Annotated in this window: 22 protein-coding genes; 6 read left to right on the top strand and 16 right to left on the bottom strand. The window is 62.1% G+C overall.

The genetic code is table 11. The features are described 5' to 3' along the window. Positions 1-298: 298 nt before the first annotated feature. The 10 genes from ACILSR_RS23520 to ACILSR_RS23475 form a co-directional block, all read right to left on the bottom strand. The gene (locus ACILSR_RS23520; RefSeq protein ID WP_395752252.1) at positions 299-1,666 is read right to left on the bottom strand and encodes a DUF1501 domain-containing protein; all 1,368 of its coding nucleotides are present in this window, start codon (positions 1,664-1,666) and stop codon (positions 299-301) included. 58 nt (positions 1,667-1,724) lie between these two features. Then, positions 1,725-2,375, bottom strand: a complete 651-nt coding sequence (locus tag ACILSR_RS23515) for a hypothetical protein (protein WP_395752251.1) — start codon at positions 2,373-2,375, stop codon at positions 1,725-1,727. Between the two features lie 149 nt (positions 2,376-2,524). Then, positions 2,525-3,163 (bottom strand): histidine phosphatase family protein, encoded by a 639-nt coding sequence (locus ACILSR_RS23510; protein ID WP_395752250.1) that lies wholly within the window; start codon positions 3,161-3,163, stop codon positions 2,525-2,527. Positions 3,164-3,230: 67 nt separating this feature from the next. Continuing rightward, positions 3,231-3,425: a hypothetical protein gene (locus tag ACILSR_RS23505; RefSeq protein ID WP_395752249.1), complete on the bottom strand. Its 195-nt coding sequence runs from the start codon at positions 3,423-3,425 to the stop codon at positions 3,231-3,233. 16 nt (positions 3,426-3,441) lie between these two features. Continuing rightward, positions 3,442-4,164 (bottom strand): hypothetical protein, encoded by a 723-nt coding sequence (locus ACILSR_RS23500; RefSeq protein ID WP_395752248.1) that lies wholly within the window; start codon positions 4,162-4,164, stop codon positions 3,442-3,444. 532 nt (positions 4,165-4,696) lie between these two features. Next, the gene (locus ACILSR_RS23495; RefSeq protein ID WP_395752247.1) at positions 4,697-5,359 is read right to left on the bottom strand and encodes a hypothetical protein; all 663 of its coding nucleotides are present in this window, start codon (positions 5,357-5,359) and stop codon (positions 4,697-4,699) included. 191 nt (positions 5,360-5,550) lie between these two features. Next, a complete protein-coding gene (locus ACILSR_RS23490; RefSeq protein ID WP_395752246.1) occupies positions 5,551-6,036 on the bottom strand; it encodes a hypothetical protein in 486 nt (161 codons plus the stop codon). 30 nt (positions 6,037-6,066) lie between these two features. Then, on the bottom strand, positions 6,067-6,498 hold the full coding sequence (locus tag ACILSR_RS23485; protein WP_395752245.1) for a hypothetical protein: 432 nt from the start codon (positions 6,496-6,498) through the stop codon (positions 6,067-6,069). A 233-nt stretch (positions 6,499-6,731) separates the two neighbouring features. Beyond that, positions 6,732-7,289 carry a hypothetical protein gene (locus tag ACILSR_RS23480; RefSeq protein ID WP_395752244.1) on the bottom strand — a complete coding sequence of 186 codons (558 nt, stop codon included), beginning with the start codon at positions 7,287-7,289 and terminating at the stop codon, positions 6,732-6,734. Between the two features lie 274 nt (positions 7,290-7,563). Beyond that, the gene (locus tag ACILSR_RS23475) at positions 7,564-8,991 is read right to left on the bottom strand and encodes a hypothetical protein (RefSeq protein WP_395752243.1); all 1,428 of its coding nucleotides are present in this window, start codon (positions 8,989-8,991) and stop codon (positions 7,564-7,566) included. 138 nt (positions 8,992-9,129) lie between these two features. Here ACILSR_RS23475 and ACILSR_RS23470 point away from each other — a divergent pair, with 138 nt between their 5' ends. Next, on the top strand, positions 9,130-10,668 hold the full coding sequence (locus tag ACILSR_RS23470) for a sialidase family protein (protein WP_395752242.1): 1,539 nt from the start codon (positions 9,130-9,132) through the stop codon (positions 10,666-10,668). A 100-nt stretch (positions 10,669-10,768) separates the two neighbouring features. Then, complete coding sequence (locus ACILSR_RS23465; protein ID WP_395752241.1) at positions 10,769-11,809, top strand: hypothetical protein; 1,041 nt, start codon at positions 10,769-10,771, stop codon at positions 11,807-11,809. A gap of 239 nt (positions 11,810-12,048) precedes the next feature. Here the strand turns inward: ACILSR_RS23465 and ACILSR_RS23460 are convergent, their stop codons facing one another. Beyond that, complete coding sequence (locus ACILSR_RS23460; protein WP_395752240.1) at positions 12,049-14,085, bottom strand: DUF1549 and DUF1553 domain-containing protein; 2,037 nt, start codon at positions 14,083-14,085, stop codon at positions 12,049-12,051. 495 nt (positions 14,086-14,580) lie between these two features. Between ACILSR_RS23460 and nuoF the strand changes: the two genes are divergently transcribed. The 4 genes from nuoF to ACILSR_RS23440 all read left to right on the top strand — a co-directional run bounded on the left by nuoF (position 14,581) and on the right by ACILSR_RS23440 (position 17,751). Further along, positions 14,581-15,975, top strand: a complete 1,395-nt coding sequence (gene nuoF, locus ACILSR_RS23455; protein ID WP_395752239.1) for an NADH-quinone oxidoreductase subunit NuoF — start codon at positions 14,581-14,583, stop codon at positions 15,973-15,975. Between the two features lie 358 nt (positions 15,976-16,333). Next, on the top strand, positions 16,334-16,564 hold the full coding sequence (locus ACILSR_RS23450) for a hypothetical protein (RefSeq protein WP_395752238.1): 231 nt from the start codon (positions 16,334-16,336) through the stop codon (positions 16,562-16,564). A gap of 67 nt (positions 16,565-16,631) precedes the next feature. Further along, positions 16,632-17,291: a hypothetical protein gene (locus ACILSR_RS23445; protein WP_395752237.1), complete on the top strand. Its 660-nt coding sequence runs from the start codon at positions 16,632-16,634 to the stop codon at positions 17,289-17,291. 22 nt (positions 17,292-17,313) lie between these two features. Further along, complete coding sequence (locus ACILSR_RS23440; RefSeq protein ID WP_395752236.1) at positions 17,314-17,751, top strand: hypothetical protein; 438 nt, start codon at positions 17,314-17,316, stop codon at positions 17,749-17,751. 229 nt (positions 17,752-17,980) lie between these two features. Here ACILSR_RS23440 and ACILSR_RS23435 read toward each other — a convergent pair whose 3' ends face one another. From ACILSR_RS23435 to ACILSR_RS23415, 5 genes are all read right to left on the bottom strand, one after another. Next, complete coding sequence (locus ACILSR_RS23435; protein WP_395752235.1) at positions 17,981-18,598, bottom strand: hypothetical protein; 618 nt, start codon at positions 18,596-18,598, stop codon at positions 17,981-17,983. Positions 18,599-18,613: 15 nt separating this feature from the next. Further along, positions 18,614-18,799 carry a hypothetical protein gene (locus ACILSR_RS23430; protein ID WP_395752234.1) on the bottom strand — a complete coding sequence of 62 codons (186 nt, stop codon included), beginning with the start codon at positions 18,797-18,799 and terminating at the stop codon, positions 18,614-18,616. Between the two features lie 295 nt (positions 18,800-19,094). Further along, entirely contained in the window at positions 19,095-22,217 is a 3,123-nt protein-coding gene (locus tag ACILSR_RS23425) for an efflux RND transporter permease subunit (protein WP_395752233.1), read from the bottom strand. A gap of 6 nt (positions 22,218-22,223) precedes the next feature. Next, positions 22,224-23,411, bottom strand: coding sequence for an efflux RND transporter periplasmic adaptor subunit (locus ACILSR_RS23420; protein ID WP_395752232.1), 1,188 nt, complete (start codon positions 23,409-23,411; stop codon positions 22,224-22,226). 209 nt (positions 23,412-23,620) lie between these two features. Further along, a complete protein-coding gene (locus tag ACILSR_RS23415) occupies positions 23,621-25,723 on the bottom strand; it encodes an acetate--CoA ligase family protein (protein WP_395752231.1) in 2,103 nt (700 codons plus the stop codon). Positions 25,724-25,725: the final 2 nt, after the last annotated feature.

Here is a 25,725-nt window from a genome sequence, read left to right as displayed (position 1 = left end):
CTGGATCGCACGCCTGGGCGGTTACCAGGACCGCAAGAACGATCCGCCTCCCGGAGCGGAGGTCCTATGGCGCGGTCTCCACCATCTCCATGACATGACGGAGACTTGGAAGCTGTCTCAACTTGTGGGTAAAAGTTAGGACGCAGCGGTTCCCTACCAATCCTTGGCAACTCGTCGCAGTCGGCTGGTGGGAACGCGAATTCATCCCCGCGTGGACACTGGGCCTTACGCATGCCCTCACGCAAAACACCTCCGCCATTCTAGCGACTTCAGCGGAACGATTTTCCCCGCCGAAAACTCACCCCACAATCGCCTGCGGCACACGGCCGTGGACATCGGTGAGGCGGTAGTCGCGTCCGGCGTAGCGGTAGGTGAGGCGCTCGTGGTCCATGCCTAGAAGGTGCAGGATGGTGGCGTGGATGTCATGCACGTGCATTTTGTCCACAGCCGCCTTGAAGCCAAAGTCATCGCTCTCGCCATAGCTGGTGCCGCCGCGTGCGCCGCCGCCGGCGAAGAACATGCAGAAGCCGTGCGGATTGTGATCGCGTCCGTTGCCATTTTCACTCACGGGCGTGCGGCCAAATTCTCCGCCCCAGATGATGAGGGTGTCCTCCAGCATGCCGCGCTGCTTCAAATCTCCGATCAGCGCCGCGATGGGGCGGTCGATGTCCGCCGCAAGCTTGCGGGTCTGCTCGTCGTGCTTCGAGTGCGTGTCCCAGGGCTGGCCATTGCCGTAGTAGAGCTGCACGTAGCGCACGCCGCGCTCCACCAGACGGCGGGCCATGAGGCAGCCGTTGGAGAAGTGGCTCTTGCCATACATCTCGCGCACCTTTTCCGGCTCCAGATTCACATCAAAGGCATCCGTGGCGGCGGACTGCATGCGGAAAGCCGTTTCCATGGCCTGGATGCGGCCGTTCAGCGCCACATCGGCGCCGCCGCGTGCGGCCAGATGCTCCGCATTCAGCGCCTGCATGAGATCGAGCTGCTTGCGCTGATCCGCACGCGCCAGCTTTTCATTCGTCAGCCACGGGATCATCTTCTGCGGGTTGAGGTCCGAGTGGTTGATGTACACGCCCTGGTGCTGCGCGGGGAGGAAGGCGCTGGTCCAGAGCACGGAGAATCGCACGGGTTTTCCGGGGCACAAAACGACGAACGAAGGCAGGTTCGCATTCTCATTGCCCAGCCCGTAGCTGAGCCAGGAGCCCATGCTCGGCACTCGCTCGGTCATGGTGCCGTTGTTGATGAGCAGCAGCGCGGGGCCGTGGTTCGGATTGTCCGTGTGGCAGGAGCGCAGCACGCAAAGGTCATCGGCATGCTGGGAGAGATTTGGCAGCAGCTCGCTGATCTCCAGCCCGCTCTGGCCGTGCTTGGAATACTTGTAAGGAGAGGCCAGCAGGCCGCCGGTGGGGCGCTCTGTGCGCAGGTCGGCACCGGCGGGCTTTTGGCCGGCGAACTTGGTCAGGCCCGGTTTCGGATCGAAGAAATCCGGACCAAAGGGGCCGCCGTTCATGAAGAGCTGGATCACCCGCTTCGCCTTCGGCACAAAATTCGTGCGCGGTGCCAGAACCGACGCCCCCTGCAGCGACGAAGCCAGCCCCAGCGCACCCAGTCCGCCCCCCATGCGGGAGAGCAGTTCGCGGCGCGAGAGTGCGGAGAGATCAGACATGCGGAGTGTACGCAGCCAAAGCCCCGGCGCTTGCGCGCCATTGCATCCAAGTGCTGAGTCAGGGCCTAGTTCCCGCAGGAGCCGGGGGACGCGCCTGCATGCGCGCATGAAGCCCAAAACCGAGGGGCAGATACAAAGCAAAACCGTAAGCTAGAAACCAAACGCCTATGAGCAGCCAGAACTTCACCGGCTGCCGCTCCCGAAACGTCAGTCTCCAGTACCCATTCATGCAGCCTGTTTGCAGCGTCTGAATCAGACGACTCGCCACGAGTAGGCTCCAGAGCGGCACCAGCACCGTCACCAGGCCAAAGGAATGCATGGCCGCACCGCAAACCGCCGACAAAACCGCAAGCAAAAAAAGCAGCCAGACCCACGGTGAGCGAAGCTCAATCCGCCTCACCGGCACGTACGGCCGCTGAGCCGTCAGCACCACGTCAGGCTCAGGCTGGGATGCCCCATCAGGCAGGCCACTGTGGATGATCTCACCACAGCCCGGGCATTGGACCGCCACGCCTTTGGTGCGGTGCCTGTTTCCTACTCCGGGGCGTTTGCAAAAGGGGCAGCACAGAGACTTCCAGCGCCGCTGAATCTGCATGCCTACGGCCAAGAACCCCGCCACAGCAATGATCTGCAAAACCATGACCACCGTCTTCTCCGTCGATCCACCGCCTGGCGTCTGATCCAAGTAAGACCCAAGAGACGAAAACATGCCGGTGACTGAACACACAGGCATTCCTCGGGGCAGAAAAATACACAAGCTGTCAGTCACCCGGCCAGTGAATCAGTTTTCTTCATGCCTGGCAATTCCACTTTCAGAGCCTTCGTGGAACCCGCCTTCCACCCATCCGCCTCGTTGACTCACCCCACCATCTCAATCTGAAACGGCGTCAGCATCTTCAGCTCCTCGCCCTGCGCGCTTTCAAAGGGATATACCATGATATTCGGCACCACACAGTTCAGGTGAAAATCAAAAAAACCACGCATGTACTCCGCCGTCACGGGTGTGTCAGGGTGCAGTTGCCGCCACAGGATCGCCTTGATCACATACGCATGGCAAAACACCGCGATGCGCTGCTCCGTGCGGTCACGCAGTGCTTCCAGCGACTCATCGATCCGCCCGCAGAATGCACGGAAGCTCTCCGCGCCCTCGCCATCGCAGTAGTCGGGGTCGCAGCGCTCCCAGTACTGGCGGGCAGGCTCGCGCCGCAGCGTCTCCGTGGTGCCCACGTAGCGCGCCGGGGCGAGAAAGGTCAGCTCATGCACCGGCAGCTCGACCACCGGCACCTGCGGATGCAGGCGGCATAGAGGCACGGCGGTGTACGCCGTGCGTGAGTAGCGTGAAACGACGATGAGGTCCGGCTCCGTGCGCCACTGCGCCGCCAGCGCCTCGGCCTGCATGAGACCCTTTTCGCTGAGACCGATGGCATGCGGCGTATCCGTGGCAAAGCCCGCGTTGCTGAGGCTTTCGGCGTGACGGATGAACCAGATCGTTTTCATATTTCACCTCCGCCATAGGCGCGCTGAGGCGTGGAGGCAAATGCAGGTGACGCCAGACCGGCGTTCCTCACTCATTTTTCTTCTTCATCGGCCAGCGCGATGCGAAATGAAACAGCGGGAATGTGGCGACGGCCATCATCGCGAAGACCAGGAAGGCACCTTCATCCACGCCCAGCCCAAAGGACACCAACCCGACCCCAGCCCCGAGCGCACTGAATCCCAGCAGCAGCTTCCACAGACGATCGGTTCGTTCAGAGTTCATGAAAGAGAATCGTTGTTCAAGGGTTCCCCCCAGCCCGCACCTCCGTCTTCGCCTTCTCCTCCATTGTCTCCCGCTCCTGCAGCGCATGCCCCACGGGCAGGTACACCGCAAAGGCGTAGCCACACAGCCAGATGAAGGTGCGCGCCCAGTACCTCACCGGCTGCCGGCTGCGAAAGGTCGGACCCGCGTTGTCGTTCAGGCAGCCCGTGCTCAGCGCCTGCACCAGATGGCTCGCTACCACAAAACACCAGAGCGGCCCAAACACCGTTATAAAGCTGAAATCATGGATCACCACCCCGGCCGCCGCCGAGACCACCGACAGCCCAAACAGCCCCCAGAACCACGGCGAGCGAAACTGCATCCGGCTCACCGGCACCGCAGGCTTCGATCCGCAGGCCTCCTCCTTTTCCCGCACGATCTCCCACCCCAGCCGCCCGCCGCCCCGGATCTCCCCGCACTTCGGGCACTCCATCCCCAGACCTTCCGAGCGGTCCAGACGCGCCCGCCCCGGCCTCGAGCAAAACGGGCACAGCAGCGCCAGACTCCCCCGCATCAGCCTCACCCCCAGCACCCCACCCACCAGAGCATAGACCCCAATGAGAACGATGAGCACCCCGTCCATCGGCGAGGTGTCGCCGCAGGACTGCCTTGGAAAAAACAGCACATTCATGAGCCACCCCACCCCCAGCACCCAGGGCGCCGTGTGAATCGCATAGAAACAAAACCGATAACTCAGCATGCCCGCGAGTGAACCGGATGTCCCTCCCCTTGGCAATGACAGTCTGAGGCGGGAATTGGAAGCGGGTGGGACTGTGACAGAACGCGGTTGCGTTTAGTTTGGAAAAGCACGCCATGGGTGTTCACATGCGCGCGAATTTGGAACCGGAGCGAAGCGGAGATAGACAGCCGAAGGCTGCCCCAAAGGGGTGAGCGATAGCGAATCAATGCGGTCGCGCAAATGCACGGCGCAAGCCTCACCGGAGCCACCGCTTTCGAACGTCCTGGAGCCTGCGCAAGCTGGCCTGCATTTCGCGAAGCCCACCCGCCAGCGAACGACGGCGGTTTGGGACAAACCGCCCTACCCCACGCCGGCCGCGCGAAAGGCCAACGCCATCACGGCGCACCTGGTAGGGCGCGCTGTCCTCAGCGCGCCGCGTGAGGCCCTGAGCTGTCGCACGCCCTGTCACAACAACGAAGCCCACCCGCCTGCGGAAAGCGGTAGCTGCGTTCGTTCCTCACTTCGCGACCGCACTCCAAATTACGGCCACATCTCACCTTCGCTCCCCGTCCCTCAACTCCGTTTTTGCAGCCTCCTTCTCCTCCATCGTCTCCCGCTCCTGCAGTGCAAAACCCAGCGGCATAACCACCGCGAACGCATAGCTGAACATCCAGGCGCCGGTGCCCACCCAGAACTTCACCGGCTGCCGGCTGCGAAAGGTCGGCCCCCTGTTGTCATGCAGGCAGCCCGTGCGCAGCGTCTGCTCCAGATGTCTCCCTACCAGAAAACACCAGAGCGGCACAAACACTGTGAAAAAGCTGAATGCATGGATCACCACCCCAGCCGCCGCCGACACCACCGACAGCCCAAACAGCCCCCAGAACCACGGCGACCGAGACTGCACCTGTTTCACCGGCACCGCACGCCGCTTACCGGCCCTGGACTTGGGCTTCTTCTGGTCGCGTACGATCTTCCACCCCAGCTGCCCGCCGCCCCGGATCTCTCCGCAGGCCGGGCACTCCATCGTCAGTTCTTCCGAGCCATCCAGATGTGCCTGCCCCGGCCTTGCGCAAAACGGGCACATCAGCGCCAGTTGCCCCCGCTTCAGCTTCCTTCCCAGCCCCAGGCCCATCAGCACATAACCCACGCTCAGAAACGCCAGCATCACCTCCACCGGCGTCATCTCCCAAAAAGACAGCCCTGGAGAGAGCCGCATATTCAAAAGCCACCCCACCCCCAGCACCCACGGCGCCGCGCGAATCGCATAAAAACAAAACCGATAACTCAGCATGCCCGTGAGTGAACCGAGTCCCCGGTTCTTGGCAATGACAGTGTGCGGCGGAGATTGGAAGCGGGGGTGTTGTCAGACTCCAGCAGTTTTCGTCTGCCGCCTGCCGACCTGTTATGCTACGCCTTCTGAGCAGCTACCTGTTTGCCCTTCTTCCAGCTGACGCTAGCGTACTTGCCTCCGCAGCCGCTTCCGAGCTGCTTTCGATCCAAAATCTCCAGTTCAAAGATCCAACGGGCGCTGATTCTCACAATCACCAGTTTGCTCCAGTGTCCGGCACGCTTCACTCTCACCACAGGTTTCTTCTTCCACGGACTGATCGTCTTCACTTCAACAAACTCATTTCGCAGCGTTCCGTCAGAGCCTTGTGCATGACGCCGATGACGTTTAAGGCCAAGCTTCGCCTCGGCGTACACTTCTCCGATCTCGCCAATCCTGCCACCAATGTTCTCCCCCTTTTCCAAGGCTGTCTGGGCTTGGACGATGAGCTTCATCAACTGTTTCCAAATATCGGCCGAAAGCTCGCTCTTTCGCCCTCTTTCCATGAACTTCAGAGGCTCGCAGAGCTTCATCTCCATTGAACTGGTCTGAACAGGAACTTTCATCTGAGGAATGCCTCCTGATGGGATTCTGTGTTACATTGAACGGGTGCCCCCACACGCCGGATACTGTGCACAGCCCCAAAAATCGGCCCCAGCGTTAGCACCACGTTTGGCCGTGCGGCGGACCATTGTGCGAGCGCAAACGGGACACGAAGGAGCGGTGTCATGGCGCGGCTCCCCGTCACTCATGCGGTCTTTTGCAATGCCGCCTCTTGCTGATTGATTCACCCGCTTCAGAAGCGTCACCCAGAGATTCAAAATCGTCAGACTCAACGGCAACGCGGCTCCCATCCATGCAACGTCTGGCAAGGCTTTAATGAACATCGACAGCATGGGATCATCCAACCGCACGTCCGGCGATACCCAACGCATCAGGGCATAGACCACTGCTGCAAGAATGCCGCTTACCCACCACGGGACGCTGTGCACCAAGATGTAAGGAATGGATTCCTCTCGCTTCGACATCAGGAAATATCAAAACACACATAAGAAATGTCACGCGACATTTCTTCCTGTCTTTGAATCTCGACAACGCGATGCTTCACATCATCGAGAACTCACGGACGCAGGCCCTCTGAGCTTCAGCAACACCCCGGGAATAAAGCGGGCCTCTCTCGTGACGACTACTTCTTCATCTCCACCTTATCTGCCTGCATGGCAGCCATAGCGGCGGCTAAGCGGGCTTCGTGCTCCCCTTCTTACTCCTCCAGGGGCTTGGCGCGGGATTCGGTGCCAGCCTTCTCCCCCAAGCCCTGTTGGTTCCGTGGTGGCAGATCAAGCACATGCTCACGTGAAAACGAGCCGTCAGCAATTTTGAACCGTATCCTCTCGATTCGTCTCCAGAACGGTGAAGGATATTCGAATAGCCCGCGGCATTCGTATACATAAAATGCAAGCACGCCATCCTTCACCACGGGATCACGGTAATCCGAGACAAGATCGAAGCCATCCCAAAGAGGATGTCGCGATATTGGGCGTCCGCATTCGAGTCCGCAAGAAAGCATATGGAGGAAGTCTGATTCTGAATTCACCAGCGCCTTGCTGACATCCTCCGGAGTCGGCGAAAGCTCCCTCCAGAGGTCATCAAAATTTGAATACTGCTTTTGTTCTCCGGCACGCTCGATCAACCAAATGCGTTTGAGCAATTGATAGTCTCCATCATAACTCCCATCACCTCGAATGGTAAGTTCAAGGCCTGGCAGCGAATCCCTGATATCGGGGAACCACTTCGTTGTAATGTTAGTGGTATAGGGCATCTGTTTTCGCGGAAATCGCAGCCACGCAGCCACGCAGCCACGCAGGGCAGCCGGGCCAAGGGGGAGAAGGGAGTAGGCGCATGATAAAGCGCTCGCGTTATTGATCAATCATCTATGGCAACGGATGCCATGCACGCCGCCAGCCGTTCAAATGCGGCGGCATCGCGTGCCGCACTCCAAGATGACGCTGTGCGTTTGCGCGGGTCATTTGAAATGCGGCTTCGTTGGAACAGCGTGGGCGCTGTCCAGAACGAGCTAAAGCTCTCGACTACTTTTACTTTTTCATCTCCGCCTTCAGCGCCGCTTTGTCCGCCTGGATGGCGGCGAGGGCGGCGGCCTGTCTTGCTTTCTGCTTGGCTTCGTATTCGGCCAGCGTCTTCGCACGGGCTTCGGCGCGGCGGGCTTTGGCTTCTTCTTCGGCCTGGGAGGATTTCGCGCGTTCGGCGTCCTGCTGGGCTTTGATGGCGGCGGCTTCGGCGGCGCGCTTTTCTTTTTCGATGCGGATGGCGTCCTTCTCGGCCTGCTGCTTGGCTTTCAGCTCGGCGGCGGCGACGCGGAGGGCTTCTTTTTCGGCTTCGGCCTGGGCCTTGATGGCGGCTTTGGCGGCCTCGGCCTCTTCTTTGGCGATACGGGCGGCTTCCTTGGCGGCTTCTTTTTCGGCGAGGGCCTGGGCTTTGGCGGCGGCTTTTTCAGCTTCGGCCTGCTCTTTGGCGATGCGCGCGGCTTCCTTGGCAGCGGCTTTTTCAGCCTCGGCCTGTTCTTTGGCTAGACGGGCGGCCTCTTTGGCCTCGGCAGCAGCGACTTTCTCGGCCTCCTTCTGGGCGAGAAGGGCGGCCTTGGCCTCGGCGGCGGCGAGCATGGCGGCCAGTTTCTCGGCTTCGGCTTTTTCCTTCGCAGCAGCCTTCTCGGCGGCGGCCTGCTCTTTGGCGAGACGTTCAGCTTCCTTGGCGGCGGCTTTCTCGGCATCGGCCTGCTCCTTGGCCAGACGGGCGGCTTCCTTGGCCTCCGCGGCAGCGATGCGTGCGGCCTCCTTTTCGGCCTCGGCCTGAGCCTTGGCGGCGGCTTTTTCAGCAGCAGCCTGCTCTTTGGCGAGACGCTCGGCTTCCTTGGCCTCGGCGGCTGCGGCTTTCGCGGCTTCCTTCTCGGCCAGAGCCTGCGCCTTGGCTTCGGCGGCGGCGAGCATGGCAGCCATGCGCTCGGCTTCGGCTTTTTCCTTGGCAGCGATCTTCTCGGCGGCCTCACGCTCCTTGGCGAGTCGGGCCGCTTCTTTCTCGGCCAGAGCGCGGGCTTTGGCTTCTTCCTTTTCAGCGAGTTCCTTGGCCTTCACGGCTGCTGCGGCGGCGCGCATGGCCTCCAGCTCCAGCAGGGCCTGCGCCTTGGCAGCGGCGGCCGCTTCTTCCTTGGCGATGCGGGCGGCTTCCTTGGCCTCCAGCGCGGCGATGCGCGCGGCTTCCTTCTCGGCGAGCGCCTGGGCCTTGGCAGCCTCCTTGGCGGCGAGATCGGCGGCGCTTTTGGCCTCGATGGCGGCGGTGAGCTGCACGCTGTAGTCGAGCAGCTGCTGCCCCAGCTCCGTGGCAGTGGTGGTCAGCGCGGGGGCGGCCTCCTCAAGCACGCGGGGCTGGATTTCAAGCGCCTGGAGTTTCTGCGCGGTATCAGCAAGAAGAGCGAGGAATTTGGGATCGAGCTTGGTGGTCGTGGTCATTGCGATAGGTCGGAAAAAAGGGTGCGCAGAATGGCCGTGGATGAGCGGAAGTCAAAGGGTCAAGGAATCGTCAAAGGGGTCAAGATTCTCACCTTGACCACCGCTTGACTTCTTGACCTCATTTGAATCCCCCGACGCATGCATACCCCCGCCCTTCTTCTGGCCATTCTCACCCCCGCACTCTCTGCCCTGGCAGCGGAGTTTCCGCCGCTTTACTTGAACGCAAACCAGCTTTCCATCGCCACGGGCAAGCCCTCGCTGGTACTGATGTCCGGCGGCTCCACGCACATTCCGGTGTGGTCGCTTTCTGGTGGCACGGAGGGGCAGTCCGTCTGCGGCGTGGTGACCGGCCTGCCCAAAGACTGCGGCGGTGTGCGCGTGGAGATCACCGTGACGTCCGAGGATGCGGAAACGAGCCCCGCCTTTGAAGATGTGTATCGCGTACATCTCTCGCAGATGGTGGAGGGCGCGCCCTTCACGGCGCGGCACCTGCAGGGCGATCCCGTGCGCACCGTGCTGCCTGCCGGCCCCCTGCACTCCCGCAGCATCGTCCTTGAGTCCTACTACGAGGTGGTGCCCGATGCGCCGCTGACCGTGCGCATTCAGCGCGAGCCGGGCGATCCCGCAGACACCTTCACGCGGCCCATGGGCCTGGCGATGGTGAAGGTGACGCCGGTGAAAGCGCCTGCCAAGCCCCTGATCGTGCAGGATGTGCCGGGCTACAACTCCTGGCCGATGCTGCAGGCGATCGGCGACAAGCTGGTGTGCGTGTACAGCCGCGGCTCCGGCCACACTATTCACGAAGACTCCCGCGCCACCTACGCACGCACCTCCACGGACGGCGGCAAGACATGGACCGAGGAAACGCTGGTGGCGAACTCCCCCGGCTACGGCGATGTGCCCGTGGGCAAAGGCCTGGACTCCACCGGGGCGATGCTGCTGTGGGTGCGCCGTGTGGGCAAAGAGTGGCACCAGGATCTCTACCGCAGCACGGACGGCGTGAAGTTCACCCTCATCTGCACACCGAAGCTGGATGTGCGGCCCGTGCAGATCACGGATGTGTTTGCAGTGCCCAACGTCGGCCTCATGGCGCTGTGGTTCGCGGGCGATTACGGCGATGCGGGTCCGTCTCACTCCTGGGGCGTGGTGACGAGCAAGGACGATGGCAAGACCTGGACGCAAACGCCCATCGAGTCCGGCCTCACCAAAGATCAGTGGCCCACCGAGCCCTCCGCCGTTTACCTCGGCGATGGCAAGATCTTCGCCATCGGCCGCACGGAGGCGGGAGATTCCACCACGGCGCGCGCTCAGTTCCAGATGCTCTCCACCGATCACGGCAAAACGTGGACGCGTGCGCAGACCAACATCACCGACGTCCTCATCTCCACCCCCAGCCTGATCCTCGATGCCAAAACCGGGCTGCTGAGCAACTACCACTTTCAGCGTGGCCGCGCCGGCATCCTGTGGCGCCGAGTGGTGGATCCGAAAAGCGTGATCGCCAATCCGCTGAAGTGGCCTGTGGGCGAGGCCGTGGCCGTGGGCAGCGGCAGCACCATCGACGCCGGCAACGTCAACGCCACGGTGATCGGGGCCACGCATTACCTTTCGTTTTACTCAGGGAAGAAACCGGACACGGCGGTGCTGGTGAGTGTGCTGGAGGCGCCGGGTGGGAAATAGGAGATGGGACCGCCCGGCTGGAGCGACCAGCCGAGTACAACCTTGACTCGTTTTCTCGAAAAAGCTTGCCGGTTTCCTTCGCTTCAAAATAAACATCGACATGTCGCATTCAGAACTTCCGCAAAATCCCGAATGGCTGCTGACGAATCTCGGCGCTCCGCCGCGTGATCCCTCTGTCCTCAAGAGCATCAAAATCATTTTGATGAAGTGGTTTTGTCCCGGCAGACTTCGTGATTCCACGGAGATTGCGGACCTTCATTTTCATCTCGATGGCATCGCGACCTGGAGCATGCTGATCAAAGCCCACAGAGATGCCTTCAGCCCCCAAAAATCTGACGAACGATTCCTGGGCGTGGCGCTGGTCGCACCTCAGCTCTCGCCTGAGCAAGCCCTTAAACATCTGCCGCCCATTGCACATTGGATTCGCTCAAACCGCGGAGCGAGAGATGGAGGCTGGTCGGACGAAGTTTCCGCCTTCATGGATGAGGTGGACAACGACATCTTCCGCGATGCACGTTTGATTCCCGTTCCCGATGAGATCAGCGGCGGAGTGGAATGTTCCTTGGTTACCGCCATCTTCCCCGTAAACCGAATGCCGGGCAGGGTTCTGGCCATGGACGCACTCCCCATGCTGCTATGGACAGACAAAGCGAACGAGTCCTTCGCGCTGCTGGTGGAACCCCAATACTGGGACAAGGCTTACAAGCAGAGCTGGCTGATCGAGGCAAAAGAAATGAAGCGTGCCAGCAAAGCAACGACATCCGGCCAGCCTCAGAAACAGGAGTCCACCATTCTCTATGCTCTGGAGGTTAAGGGCATCCCCCCGGAATTTGTTTACACCATCGAAGCTGCCGTCTCCCAACGCTGTGAAAAGCAGCAGCTAAAATGCCTTTTCCTGAACGTGGGAAGCCTGTGTGACGAGCACAAGATCCCCCTGCCCCGTTCCGGAGACTTACAGTTTCTCGGCATCGAGTCCCAATGCGCAGATGTAGCCAGCCTTTTGAGTCAGATACTCAGGGAACACCTCTCCGAAGAAGACATGCAGCACATCCACCTTTCCAGCTGCGATCTGGAGGAGTTCTTTGATCGCTTCGGCTGGTTGATGGACGAAATTGAGCAAAGACAGAAGGGCGTGGAATAGGCCCGCGATTTGGCTCGATTCATCAAGAGCAGCGCACCCCAACAAGTACGATGGACACTCCTGTCCGTCGGTTCCAGGACTCCGCCGGAGAGAGCGGGGCTCAAGCTGACCTGGTGTGCCGCTACGGGGTGCCTGGCGTGGCGGTGGGTTTGGTGTTGCAGGTACATTTTGGCAGAATGTGAACGAGTGAGCCTGCGGTGCCGCTGATCGACAGACAAGAGTGTCTGTCGTGCCTCCAATCAATCCACAAACAGCATCTCATTCCCCGCCAGCAGCGCCTGGGCGTACTGCGCCCACGCGGCTCCATCCTTCTCCCTGCCGCTGAGAAACGCCTGTGCCACTTCGGCCTCACGCGCACTCGGTGCACGGCCAAACAAACGGGCATAGACATCCTCCACACGGGACATCATATCCTTGGCGTCGAGTCCGGAACTGCGGGCAGGAGTGCCCACATCACTTGGGGGTGACTCCACACGATGCTCCATGGCCCACTTCCCGAGCACGGCGGACTGCTGCTGGATGAAGGGGGAATTCAGCGCAAACAAGCCCTGCAGCGGCGTGATGGTCTCCGTGCGCCAGGGGTTGTGCGCGCCGGGATCTGGCACGTCGTGGATGCGGAGCATGGGGTCCATGTCCTGGCGATCGGAAGCACCATAGAGGGAACGGCGCACGTTGGCGGGGGCGCTGATGGATGAAGCCGGGCCGCCGAGCTTGAGATCGATCTGCCCCGTGGCGCTGAGGATGGCATCGCGCCAGGATTCCCAGTCGAGGCGACGGCGCAGCATGCGGGCGTAGAGTTTGTTTTCGGGATCGCGCTGCTCGGAGGCGGGAGCGAGGCTGCTTTGCTGCCAGGTGGCGGAGTTCAAAATCTCACGGTGCAGCCACTTCAGCGACCACCCGTGCTCCATGAAGCGACCGGCGAGATCATCCAGCAATTCGGGGTGCGTGGGGGCTTCGCCGAGGTTGCCGAACTCGCTGGGGGTATCCACCAAGCCGCGACCGAAGTGGTGCTTCCACACGCGATTCACAATGACGCGCGCGGTGAGCGGTGCGGCGTCTTCCACAATGGCCTGCGCCAGCTCCAGGCGACCGCTGCCGGTGGTGAATTTGCGCGGCAGGCCGGTCTTGGACGGGAACATGGAGAGGAAGCGGCGCGGCACCGCAGCGCCGAGGTCATTCGGATTGCCGCGCTTCATGAGTTCCAGATCGCGCGCCATGCCCATCTTGTAGTCCAGCTTGGTGCCGTGCTCCTTTTCCTTGTTCACCACATAGAGCGCCGCATCCTCCACGGCATTGGCCATGGGCATGTTGTAGTGGGGGGTCGCGGTCTTGATGGAGGCGATGACGGTTTCGATTTTCTTGGCCTGCTCCGCCATGTCCTTCGGCTTCTTTTTCTTGAGGTCGGCCATCTGCTTTTCCATTGCCGCCACTTCCGCACGCGCCTTGGCCACGGGCTTCCAGAATTCATCCTTCATCGTCGGCAGTTCGGAGAGCTTCACGGAGGCGAAGACGCCGGCGAGCGCATAATAATCCTGCGCGGAGATGGGGTCGGATTTGTGATCATGGCAGCGGGCACAGGCCAGCGTGAGGCCGAGGAAGGTGCGGCCGATGGCATCCACATGCTCCTCCCATTCATCCGCGACGGTGGTCTTGATGATTTCCGGCGGGAGCTGCAGCTCCTTGAAATAGGTGGGGCTCAGGCCGATGAAGCCCAGCGCCACGCGATCCTGCGGGCCGCAGTCGGGCAGGAAATCCGTGGCAAGCTGGCGCAGCACAAAGCGATCATACGGCATGTCCTCATTGAGCGCCTGCACCACCCAGTCGCGGTAGAGGTAGGAGTATTTGGTGGAGTCCAGCCAGTCGGGGGTCTGGTCCGTGTAGCGCGCCAGATCCAGCCAGTGGCGTGCCCAGCGCTCGCCGTAGTGGGGGCTGCGCAGCGTGGCGTCCACGGCTTGGCTCCAGCTCGAAGCCGTCCCCTGCCCCTGCTCCGCCGGCGGCAGGCCGGTGAGGTCAAAGGAGAGCCTGCGCTGCAGCGCGCGCTCCTCCGCACGCGGCGCGGGTTTCAGCCCTGCGGCCTCCATTTTCGCGAGAATGTAGTAGTCGATGCGCGTCCGGGGCCATGCGGTGTCTTTCACCTGCGGCAGCGACCCTCGCTTCAGCGGCGCAAAGGACCACGGCACCGGCTTCGGCCCCTCGTCCTTTTTGGCCAAAGCTGCGCCTCCCGCTGCGAGGAGCAGGAGAGTCAGGCAGAGGGAACTGGAGGTGTGGAAACGCACCAGCAAGGTACAGCGCCTGGGGCGGGAAGCTTTCCAGAAAAAGACGCCTTCAAGGTCTGAAACACAGTGCCGTATCAGGTTCCCCGCCCACTCACACCTGCAAGGCGCCGCCACGGATGCAGGCCTAGGAGCGCGGGCCTCCGAGCCCGCAGCAGGTGGCAGCCCCCTGCAGGGGCATATCCTCGCTGCAGAAGGTGGCAAGCAGAGTGGTTCTGAGGAGCTGAGGGAACGTAAGTCCGTAGCGACAGCGATGATCCTGGCCAGCAGCGCTATGGACATGCGGAGCAGAGGCATGGTGCGGAGTGCTGCGGGCCCGGAGGCCCGCGCTCCATGGACGTCATCGCCATTCCCACGCTGTGAGGCTTTTCGTACGCGGCCTAGGCTGCTCTGGGCCGCAGCAACCAAGCATCCCCCCTTCCCGCCCTCCCCGCACGCTTGTGAAATTTTTCACAAATCCCAGTTGCCCACCTTATTCACACTCGGATACTGGAAACCATGGCCTCCCCCGTCCAGTACCTTCCCGGCAAAGAACCCCATGCGCGTGAAAAGCGCCTGATCTTCAAGAACATCGACCGCGCCGGATACAATCCGTCCATCGAGTGCTACCTGGAAAACGGCGGGTATGAGCAGCTCAAAAAGGCGTTCACCATGGAGCGCAGCGCCATCACCAACGAAGTCAAAGCCAGCGGTCTGCGCGGCCGTGGGGGTGCAGGTTTCCCGACCGGCGTGAAGTGGGGCTTCATCCCGCCGACGAACACGAAGCCGGTCTACCTCATCTGCAACGCGGACGAATCCGAACCCGGCACCTTCAAGGACCGCTACATCATGCACCAGGATCCGCATCAGCTGATCGAAGGCATGACGATCGCCTGCTTCGCCGTGGGCGCAAAATTGTCCTACATCTACGTGCGCGAAGAATTCCCCTACGCCGCGAAGATTCTCGAAAAGGCCATCGCTGAAGCGCACGAAAAAGGCTTCCTCGGCAAGAACATCCTCGGCACCGGCTTCGACTGCGAGATCTACGTGCATCGCGGTGCAGGCGCCTACATCTGCGGCGAAGAGACCGGCCTCATCGAATCCCTCGAAGGCAAGCGCCCCTACCCGCGCATCAAGCCCCCGTATTTCCCGGCGGCGCTCGGCCTTTACATGAGCCCCACCATCGTGAACAACGTGGAATCGCTCTGCCACGTGAAGCACATCATCGAGATGGGCGGCGCGGAATACGCCAAGCTCGGCACGCCGAACAACACCGGCACCCGCATCCTCTGCGTGAGCGGCGACGTGCAGAAGCCCGGCTACTACGAAGTGGAAGTCGGCAAGGTCACCATGGGCGAAGTCATCGACGTGCTCTGCGGTGGTCTCAAACCCGGCCGCAAACTCAAGGCCATCATCCCTGGCGGCAGCTCCTCCAAGGTCCTGCGTGCGGATGAAAAGTACAAGCTCAAGGACGGCCGCGAGCTCGGCATCATGGACATCCCCATGGACTTCGACACCATGGCGCAGTGCGGCACCATGGCAGGCTCCGGCGGCGTCATCATCATGGACGACAGCCGCAGCATGACCTGGGTCATCAACAATCTGAACGCCTTCTACGCGCACGAATCCTGCGGCCAGTGCACTCCCTGCCGCGAAGGCAGCCTGTGGATGAAGAAGATCAGCGACCGCATCGTGGCCGGCGACGCCAGCCCCGATGACGTGGACACCCTGGAGACCGTGGCCAATCAGATCGAAGGCAAGACCATCTGCGCCTTCGGCGAAGCCGCCTCCTGGCCCACCCAGAGCTTCATCAAGAAATTCCGCGACGAACTCAAAGGCGACTGCAAACCCGATCTGGCAGGCAAGATCGTCAATGAAGAGACGCTGGTGGCTGCGGCGGGTTTGGTGGTGTGAGCTCGTCCACCGACAAGAAAAAGCTCTGGAGCTTCAGACGGTGGATGGCGAATATTCAGGTCTCTGCGGAAGTGGGCAGCGGCTCATGAAAGCTCGGCTTTTCCCCTCACCCAGCCTCTCCCCGAAGAAGTCTAACACCCATCACGCCCTCGACGGGGAGAGGAGTGCCGCGTTGCGACTCCGATTGAGCTTGAAATCGACCCAGCACGAATCCCCTCTCCCCGCCCATGGCCTCGCAGCTCCAAGCATCCTTCGGGGAGAGGCTGGGTGAGGGGCGTTGCAAAGCTTCGTTGCACTGCTGCTTGGTTCCCTAAGCACGGACTGGCAATCCGACGAAGCCACGGTGTAAAAGATCGACATGCCATGGGCCATCGCCACGCCGATCAAAGATGGCTGGGACTCCCTCTACTACATCATCTGCGACTTCAACAACGACGGCAAGGTTCCCAATCCCGAACTCATGACCGTGCCGCCGAAGCCCGGTGCCACGCAGAAGGAACTCTCCACCCGCATCGCCGTCTTCTCCGCCGGACCGGATGGAAACCCGGCGACGTGGGAGGATAATCAGCCGCCGGGATTTACGAAGTAGGGGGAGAGAAGTGTCGGCATTCATTCGGAACTCGACAGGGTGAACCTCTGTCGGGTAGAAGGGTGCCATGAGCGACGGCAACTCGGACACCGACAAACCAACCAGGAGGAGAGCAGTGCGGAGGCGCTGGATCATCATCCTGGGGCTGTTTATCGCGATAGCCTCGCTCCGACTGACGGGGTTCATGATTTCTGCCAACGCCGAACGGAAGGAGGCAATCCGTCTTGAAGCCAAAGAAATCATCACAAACCTCCGAGAGGGAATCAGCCTTTATCATGTGGACTACAATCGTTACCCCCTTCCCTCTTCCGATATTTCCACTTCCTCCGGCAAGGACATTTCAATCCGCTCTCGGGGCCCGATGCTGCCCTGGCTCATCGGCAATGAGAATGCTCCACAAACCGGCGCACAACTGAATCCCAAAGACATCAGTTACATCCGCCTGCCTAAAGCCCGGAACCGCACCTCAGGCACCTGGCAAGACGGCGACGAGATGGTGCTCAGCGATCCTTGGGGCCAGCCCTATTACATCGTGCTCGACACCAGCGATGACAAACAGACCGCTAATCCTGAATTCGGCGCAGACCTGTCAGACCCAGACTATGCTGAGCTTTGCCGGGCCTTCCCGCCGCCTGCCATACTGCGTTTGGAAATCCTTGTTTACTCCTCCGGCCCGGACCGCAATCCCAAGACGTGGGAGGACAACATCTGCTCGTGGCGAAAATAGTCCTCCTCGACCTCACTCACCCATGAACCGCTTCCTCCTCTTCCTACTTCTTCTCATCACCAACCCGCTCATGGCTGGCAGCGCCGATGCTGTCATCCGAGGCAAGACCGAGTCTGGCAGGACGGCATTCGAATTGCGTGTGGGTGATATCGAAGGCTCTGTCAGCTTCGTGAAGCTGACGATAGATGGCGAGTCCTACACGATTCCGAATGTAGAATCATCATCGCAGACCGTGGTCCGTGACCCGAAGAACCAGGTGTACTTTCTGGTCCTAGAGGCCGGCGGCCGGAAGTTCCGGCTGTGGATGATTCCCAATACCGAAAAGATCATCACAAAAGGACCGGGGTCTTACCACAGCCGCTTTGCCGCCGTTCTGGAAGCCACCGATCCGAGAAAGAAAAACGAGGGGAAACTAACGGAACGGATCACCCTCGGCTGCACGCTGGACTATGAGATCTGACCGCGAGTGAGGAACACGCGCGTGCCCAGCGCGAGAGGCAGGGAGGGCTGTCCCCAGCCCTCCGCGTGAGGGGATGGAAGGCACGAATGGCAACCCGTGGCAGCGGAGCCCGGTGCCAGCGAGCTTGCGGCTTGCGGAAGCGGCGCATGTTCTACCGTGGTATTTCATCACACGCTGGGCCACGGCGGCTGGGGGACCAGCCGCCCTACCCGCGCTGGGCATGCGCGCGTCACTCCGCCTTTCGGATCACCCGCACCGCATAGATCTTTGCCGTCAGGTTGGAAAGCTTCACCGGCTCTTTGTCATCGCGCAGGGGATCGCGGGCGAGGTATTCCTGGCCGTCTTTGCCGACGATGACGCACCAGTGCTGGACGCCGCCGAGGAGGAAGAATTTCACCACGGGATAGGCGCCGCTTTCCAGGGCCTTGTCCATGACCTTGTGGCTGGAGGCGGGGTGGAAATCGGCGGTGAGCCTGGATTCGGTCACTTTGGGAATGGCGTTCCAGACGACCCAGCCCTGGGGGAGGAAGCCGTCGGCTTTTTTGAGACGCTCATTGAGTTCCTTGGGCGTGAGTTCCACGCCGAGATCGGTGCAGGCCATGGCCACGCTGGAGACAAGGCAGCCGTGACTGCCGAGCGTGCCTGTGGAGGTGCCGAGCTGGTCTTCCGCCCAGCGTTTGTCCCTTTGCAGATGGGTTTTGCCGCTGTCAGGCAGGCGGATGTGCAGATCTTTGCCGCCGGTGGAGGCGATGGCCGGGGCGATGCGTGCCCACCAGGTGCGCAACATCACGCAACTGGTCGCCACAAGGGCCAGCAAGGCCAGGCCGACGACGGCGTAGCGGCGCATGGGCGTGGAGGGGACTTACTTGTCCTTCTTCTCGCCGTGTTCGGCAGGCTTGGCGTCGTGCGCGTCGCCATGGCCTTCGCTGTGGTGGGCTTTGTGCGTGCCTTCATGCAGCACCTTAGTTTCTTCCCAGGAGTGCTTGTCGCAGGAGACCGAAAAAAGAGCGATGGCAGCGGAGCAGAGGAAGAACGAGGCGGTTTTCATGTTAAATGGGGTGCCGCAGAGTAACGGGGGCGGGCGATGGCGCAAATGGCAATTGTGGGGAGGAAAAGTAGTCCAGTTGCGCCGCAACTGGAGCCTGCCCTGGCCGGTTGCGGCGCAACCGGGCTACTTTGGCTGCGCCTTCAGCGGGGAGTGGTTCGATCTTGGGTGGAGGATTCGGGGCGCTGTCCAGAACGAGCTAAAGCTCTGGACTACTTTGGCTGCGCCTTCAGCGGGGGGTGGTTCGATCTTGGCTGGAGGATTCGGAGCGCTTTCCAGCACGAGCTAAAGCTCTGGACTACTTTGGCTGCGCCTTCGTCGGCTTCACGCGGAAGAGACGGAGGATCACCACGAAGTACAGCGGCACGAAGAACAGGCCCAGCAGCGTGGTGGTCACGGCGCCGCCGACGATGCCGGTGCCGATGGCGTTCTGGCTGCCGGAGCCGGCGCCGGTGTTGATGGCGAGCGGGAGCACACCGAGGCCGAAGGCGATGGAGGTCATCAAAATGGGGCGCAGGCGCTGGCGGACGGCGTGCAGCGCGGCCTCGATGAGGGTGGCGCCTTGATCGAAGTGCTCCTTGGCGAACTCCACCACGAGGATGGCGTTCTTGGCGGAGAGGCCGATGATGGTGATGAGGCCAATTTGAAAATAGATGTCGTTCGGCATGCCGCGCCATTGCGTGGCGGCGACGACGCCGAGAGCGCCCAGGGGCATGTCCATCATGACGGAGAACGGGATGGCCCAGCTCTCATACAAGGCCGCAAGGCAGAGGAAGACCATGAGCAGGGCGATGATGTAAACGGAGGTGGCCTTGGAGCCGGAGGCCTGTTCTTCGTAGGACAAACCGGCCCAGGCCACGCCGATGCCGGTGGGCAGGGATTTGGCCATCTTTTCGATCTCCTTGATGGCCTCGCCGGAGCTGTGGCCGGGGGCTGGCTCGCCCTGGATGGCGAGCGATGAGGAGCCATTGAAGCGCTCGAGCTTGGGGGAGCCCATTTTCCAGGAGGCGGCGGAAAAGGCGGAGAAAGGCACCATGCCACCCTGGTTGTTCCGCACATACCAGCGATTGATATCTTCTGGCAGCATGCGGAAAGGGGCGTCTCCCTGCATCATCACGCGCTTCACGCGGTTCTTGTCGATGAAGTCATTGATGTAGGTGGAGCCGAGGATGGTGCTGAGGGAGGCATTGATGTCCGAGAGGGAGAGGCCGAGCGCGCTGGCCTTTTCCTGGTCCACATCGATCTGATAAACGGAGGTGTCCGCGAGGCCGTTTGGACGCACGGAGGTGAGGACGGGATTCTGCGCGGCCATGCCGAGAAGCTGCCCCTGCGCGGCCATGAGGGCATCGTGCCCGAGACCGCCGAGATCCACGAGGCGGAGATCAAATCCGGTGGCGGTGCCCAGCTCCAGCACGGCGGGCGGCGCGAAGGCAAAGGCCAGCGCTTCCTTGATCTGCATGAACTTGCCCATGGCGCGGCCCTGGATGGCCTTCACCTTCTGGGATGGGAGCTTGCGCTCCTCCCAGGGCTTGAGCTTCACAAACATGAGCACCTGGTTCTGCGCGTTGCCGCTGAAGCTGAAGCCGAGCACGCCGAAGCCGCCTTCCACCACCTCTTTTTCCTCTTCGAAGAAATGATTTTCCATTTTCTTCAGCACCGCATCCGCCTGCTCGCGGGTGGAGCCGGGCGGGAGCTGCGCCATGGCAAAGAGCACGCCGGTGTCCTCGTCCGGAAGGAAGCCGGTGGGCGCGCGCTCGAAGAGATAAACCACGGCCACGGCGATGGCCGCATACGGGATGAGCGAGATGACGTAATGCTTCAGGAACTTGCCCACGGCCCAGGTGTAGTGGTCCGCCATGCGTTCAAAGCTGCGGTTGAACCAGCCGAAGGGGCCGCGCTTGTTGATGCCGTGGTCCTTGGCCACCGGCTTTAAAAGCGTGGCGCACAGCGCGGGCGTGAGGATGAGGGCCACGAGCACGGACAGCGCCACGGAACTGACGATGATGAGCGAGAACTGCCGGTAAATGACACCGCTGGATCCCGTGAAGAATGCCATGGGCACAAAGGCCGCGCTGAGCACCAGGCCGATGCCCACCAGCGCACCGCTGATCTGGTCCATGGACTTGCGCGTGGCCTCCTTCGGCGAGAGGCCTTCCTCCTGCATCACGCGCTCCACGTTTTCCACGACGACGATGGCATCGTCCACCAGCAGGCCGATGGCGAGCACGAGGCCAAACAGTGTGAGCGTATTGATGGAATAACCCGCCGCCGCCATGACGCCAAAGGTGCCGAGAAGCACGACAGGAACGGCGATGGTGGGGATGAGCGTGGCGCGCCAGCTTTGCAAAAAGATGAACATGACCACGAAGACGAGGATGATGGCCTCGATGAGTGTTTTGACCACTTCCTCCACGGAAATGCGGACGAACTGCGTGGTGTCATAGGGATAGATGGCCTTCACGCCGGGCGGGAAGAACTGCGAGAGCTCCTCCACCTTTTTCTTCACGATGTTCACCGTTTCCAGTGCATTGGCGCCGAGCGCGGGGCGGATGGCCATGCCGCTGGCGGGCATGCCATTGTAGCGCGCCATCACATTGTAGGATTCGCTGCCCAGCTCCGTGCGCGCGACATCGCGCAGAAAGACGCGCGAGCCGTCCTGGCTCACACGCAGGAGGATGCCGCCGAACTGCTCCGGGGTCTGCAGCCGGCTCTGCGCCATGACGGTGGCATTGAGCAGCTGCCCCGGCATGGCAGGCAGCGCACCGAGCGCCCCGGCGGAGACCTGCGCATTCTGCGCACGCACGGCGGCGATGACGTCATTGGTGGAAAGCTGGTATTTGGTGAGCTTGTCGGGATCCAGCCAGATGCGCATGGCATACTGCGTGCCGAAGGCCTGGATCTCCCCCACGCCCTGCAGACGGCTGATGGGATCGCGCATGACGCTGGCGTTGTAGTCCGCGAGGTCGGTATTGCTCATGCTGCCGTCCGTGGAAATGAGGCCGACGACGATGAGGAAGTTGCGCACGGATTTGTTCACCTGCACGCCCTGCTGCTGCACCTCCTGCGGCAGCGAAGGCAGCGCGAGGGACACCTTGTTCTGCACCTGCACCTGGGCGGTGTCCGCATTGGCCTCGCCATCAAACGTCACCGTGATGGTGGCCGTGCCGTCCGAAGTGCTGGAGGACTCGATGTAGCGGAGATGGTCGATGCCATTGAGCCGCTGCTCGATGACCTGCGTGACGGTGTCCTCCAGCGTCTTCGCCGAGGCACCGGGATACGTGGCGATGATGGCGATGGTGGGCGGCGCGATGTTGGGATACTGCGCGATGGGCAGGCTCGTGATCGAGAGCGCGCCCGCCAGCATGATGATGATGGCGATGACCCACGCGAAGACAGGCCGGTCAATGAAGAAGCGGGACATCGTGGATTACTTGGCGGGGCCGGGGTTTGCAGCAGGAGGTGCAGGTGCAGGCGCGGGCTCTGAAGGGGCCGCTTTCACCTCGGCGCCGGGACGGATCTTCTGCAGGTTGTTGATGATGAGCCGGTCTCCCGCCTTGAGTCCGGAAGTGACCAGCCATTGGTTCCCCACCGCGCGGGGAGTCTCCAGCACGCGCAGCTCCACCTTGCTCTCCGCACCGATGACCATGGCGGTGGGCTCGCCTTTGGAGTTTCGGCTCACGGCCAGCTGCGGGACGAGGATGGCGTCCGGCGTGGTGCCTTCCTCCAAACGCGCGCGCACAAACATGCCGGGCAGCAGATCGCCACGCGGGTTGGGGAAAACGGCGCGCACGGTGACGGAATTGGTCAGCGTGTTCACCGTCACGTCGGACACCTCCAGGGAGCCTTCCTCGGGGTAGATCTCGCCGCTTTCATGCACCAGTTTCACACGTGGCTGACCCGAGCCATTGGCCTTGAGCTTGCCGCTGGCCAGCGCCTGCTTCAGCCGCAGGAGATCGCTGCTGGGCTGGTTCACGTCCACATACACGCGGTCCAGCTGCTGCACGATGGTGAGCAGCGTGGCCTGGTCCGTGCGCACATAGGCACCCTCGGTGACTTGAGAAATGCCGATGCGGCCGGTGATGGGAGCGGTGACCTTGGTGTAGTCGAGATTGATCTTCGCCGTTTTCACCGCCGCCTTTCCCAGCAGCACTTCGGCCTGGTTCACCTTGGTGCTGCCGGAGGCCTCATCAAAGTCCTGCTTGCTCACGGCATGGGAGTCGATGAGCGACTGCATGCGGTTGAGCTTGAGCTGCGCGGAGTTCAGGCTGGCCTCGGCGCGTGCCAGGGTGCCCATGGCGCTGTCATAGGCGGCCTCATACTGCGCGGGGTCGATTTCATAGAGCACCTGGCCTTCCTTCACATCGCTGCCTTCTTTGAAGAGGCGCTTCAGCACGATGCCGCTGACGCGCGCGCGCACCTCCGCCACACGAAAGGCGGAAATGCGGCCCGGCAGGTCCTGGGTGAGCGTGACGGGCGCGGTGGCCACGGTCAGCACTCCCACCTCGACAGGTCCCATGGGGCCCATGGCTGCCGGTGGCGGCCCGGCGGGCTTTTTCTCGCAAGCCGTGAGGCACAGCGCCAGCAGGGCCAGGGAGGTCTTTGAAAGGGTCTTCATGCGCAAAGGATTCGTTTTACACGTCCGTCCGGACGTTGCTGATCTCGAAAGCAGCATTCGTCCATACAGGCAACCAACACATCTGCAAACTCTGCGCAACGCCGGATCGCAGGCGGGCGGTAGCCGCTACAAGGCTGCGCGTAGAACCCATGATGACGGTCCTTTGTCCCGCTGCGGCTGGCGGCCCACCCGCCGCATTCATTCTCAGGTCATTCCCGCACCACCACGCGCGCGTCCAGCGCCAGCACGCCTTCGGAGGTGGCCAGCAGCGGATTGATGTCCAGCTCCACGATGCGGCGCTCATGCTGCACCAGGCGCGCAAATTTCACCAGCACATCATCCAGCGCGGCAAAATCCACCGGAGGCTGGCCGCGCCCGCCATGCAGCACGCGGGAGATTCTCGTCTGCTCCACCCAGCGCCGCGCGGAAGCGTGATTGAGCGGCGGCAGCGCCAGCGCGCGGTCCTGCAGCACTTCCACCAAAGTCCCGCCCGCGCCGAAGAGCAGCACCGGACCGAACTGCGCGTCCGTGCTGGTGCCGAGGATGAGCTCATACCCTTTCTGCGTGATCATGCGCTGCACCGTGACGCCGTCAAAAGCCCCCAGGCCATGCAGGTGTGTGACGTTGTCCCGGATCAGCCGCCAGGCCTGCTGCACGGCGGTGGCATTGAGCAGATTGAGCTGCACGCCGCCGCAGTCGCTCTTGTGCGTGATGGTGTCGGACAGCAGCTTCACCGCCACGGGATAACCGATGGCCTCGGCCGCAGCGACGGCCGCAGCCTCGTCATAGGCGGCGCGTGTCTCCACCACAGGAATGCCGGCCACCTGCAGCAGTTGCTTGGCCTCCTGCTCGGTCATCAGGGTGCGGCCGCTGCGCAGCACGGCGCTGATCATTTCGCTGACCTGCGGCGGTTCTGCGTCATCATCATCCGCATGGGCGCTCTGCGTTTCGCTGAGCCAGAGCAGGCGCATGCGGTGCTCGCGCATGCGCACAAAGGCGTGCGCGGCTTCGTCAGGGTAGTCATAGGTGGGTACATGGGCCGCATTGAGAATGGCACGACCTTCCATCACGCTCTGCGCGCCCATCCAGCTCGCCAGCAGCGGCTTCTCGGCCTTCTGGGCGATCTGCGCGACCTCGCGCGCGATGTCCGTGGGGTGCGTCATGGCCTGCGGTGTCAGAATGGCCAGCACGCCGTCCACCCCTCGGTCCCTGGAGACGATGCGCAGGGCCTGGGCAAAGCGCGCCGCATCGGCATCTCCTAAAACATCCACGGGATTGTGATGGCTCCAGCTCGCGGGCAGCAGGGCATTGAGCTCCGCCATCGTCTCTGCGGAGAGATCTGCCAGCGCGCCATGACCGAGAACGAGCGCGTCCGTGGCCAGCGCACCGGGGCCGCCGGCATTGGTCACGATGGCGAGCCGTGGTCCGGCAGGCAGGGGCTGCTTCGCCAGCACCTCCGCCATGTCAAACAGCTCCTCGATGGTGTCCACGCGCAGCACGCCGCTCTGCCGCAGGGCGGCGTCCAGCACGGCATCGCTGCCAGTCATGGCGCCCGTGTGCGAAGCGGCTGCGCGCGAGGCCTCGGAGGTGCGCCCCACTTTGATCACGACGATCGGCTTTTCCGCCGCCACGGATCTCGCCGCCGCCAGAAAGGCGGACGCATCATCGCCCACGGATTCCATGTAGATCACAATGCTGCCCGTGTGGGGATCTGCGCCGAAATGCCGGATGAGATCGCCCCAGCCCACATCTGCCATCGCCCCGGTGGAGACGAAGGCGCTGAAGCCCACATGCTGATCATGGCTCCAGTCGAGGATGGCGGTGCACAGCGCGCCGCTCTGGCTGAGAAACGCCACCCGTCCGGGACGTGCCACGCTGCTGGCAAAGCTGGCGTTCAGCCCCGCATGCGGATTCATGAGGCCGAGGCAGTTCGGACCGATGAGGCGCACGCCATGCCGCCTGGCCGCCGCCAGTGCTTCGGCTTCGAGTTTCGCGCCTTCAGCACCGGTTTCCTTGAAGCCCGCGGAGATCACCACCACGGCCTTTGCGCCAGCTATTCCGGCATCCTCAACGAGCTGCGGCACGGTGGCTGCAGGAGTGACGATGATCACCAGTTCCGGCACCTCCGGCAAGGAAGCGATCTTTGGGAAAGCCCTGACGCCGCACACTTCCGCGTGCTTTGCATTCACCGGAAACACCGGGCCTGTGAAACTGCGCAGGTTGTCCCAGATCGCACGGCCCACACTGCCCTCCCGCTCGGTGGCTCCGACGAGGGCGATGCTGCGGGGCTGGAAGAAGGAGGCGAGAGACATGG

Origin of the sequence: Prosthecobacter sp. (genome assembly GCF_044222565.1) — a bacterium.
Lineage (GTDB): Bacteria > Verrucomicrobiota > Verrucomicrobiia > Verrucomicrobiales > Verrucomicrobiaceae > Prosthecobacter.
The sequence above is the reverse complement of the archived record's forward strand: the minus strand, read 5'-3'. Positions and strand labels throughout refer to the sequence as shown.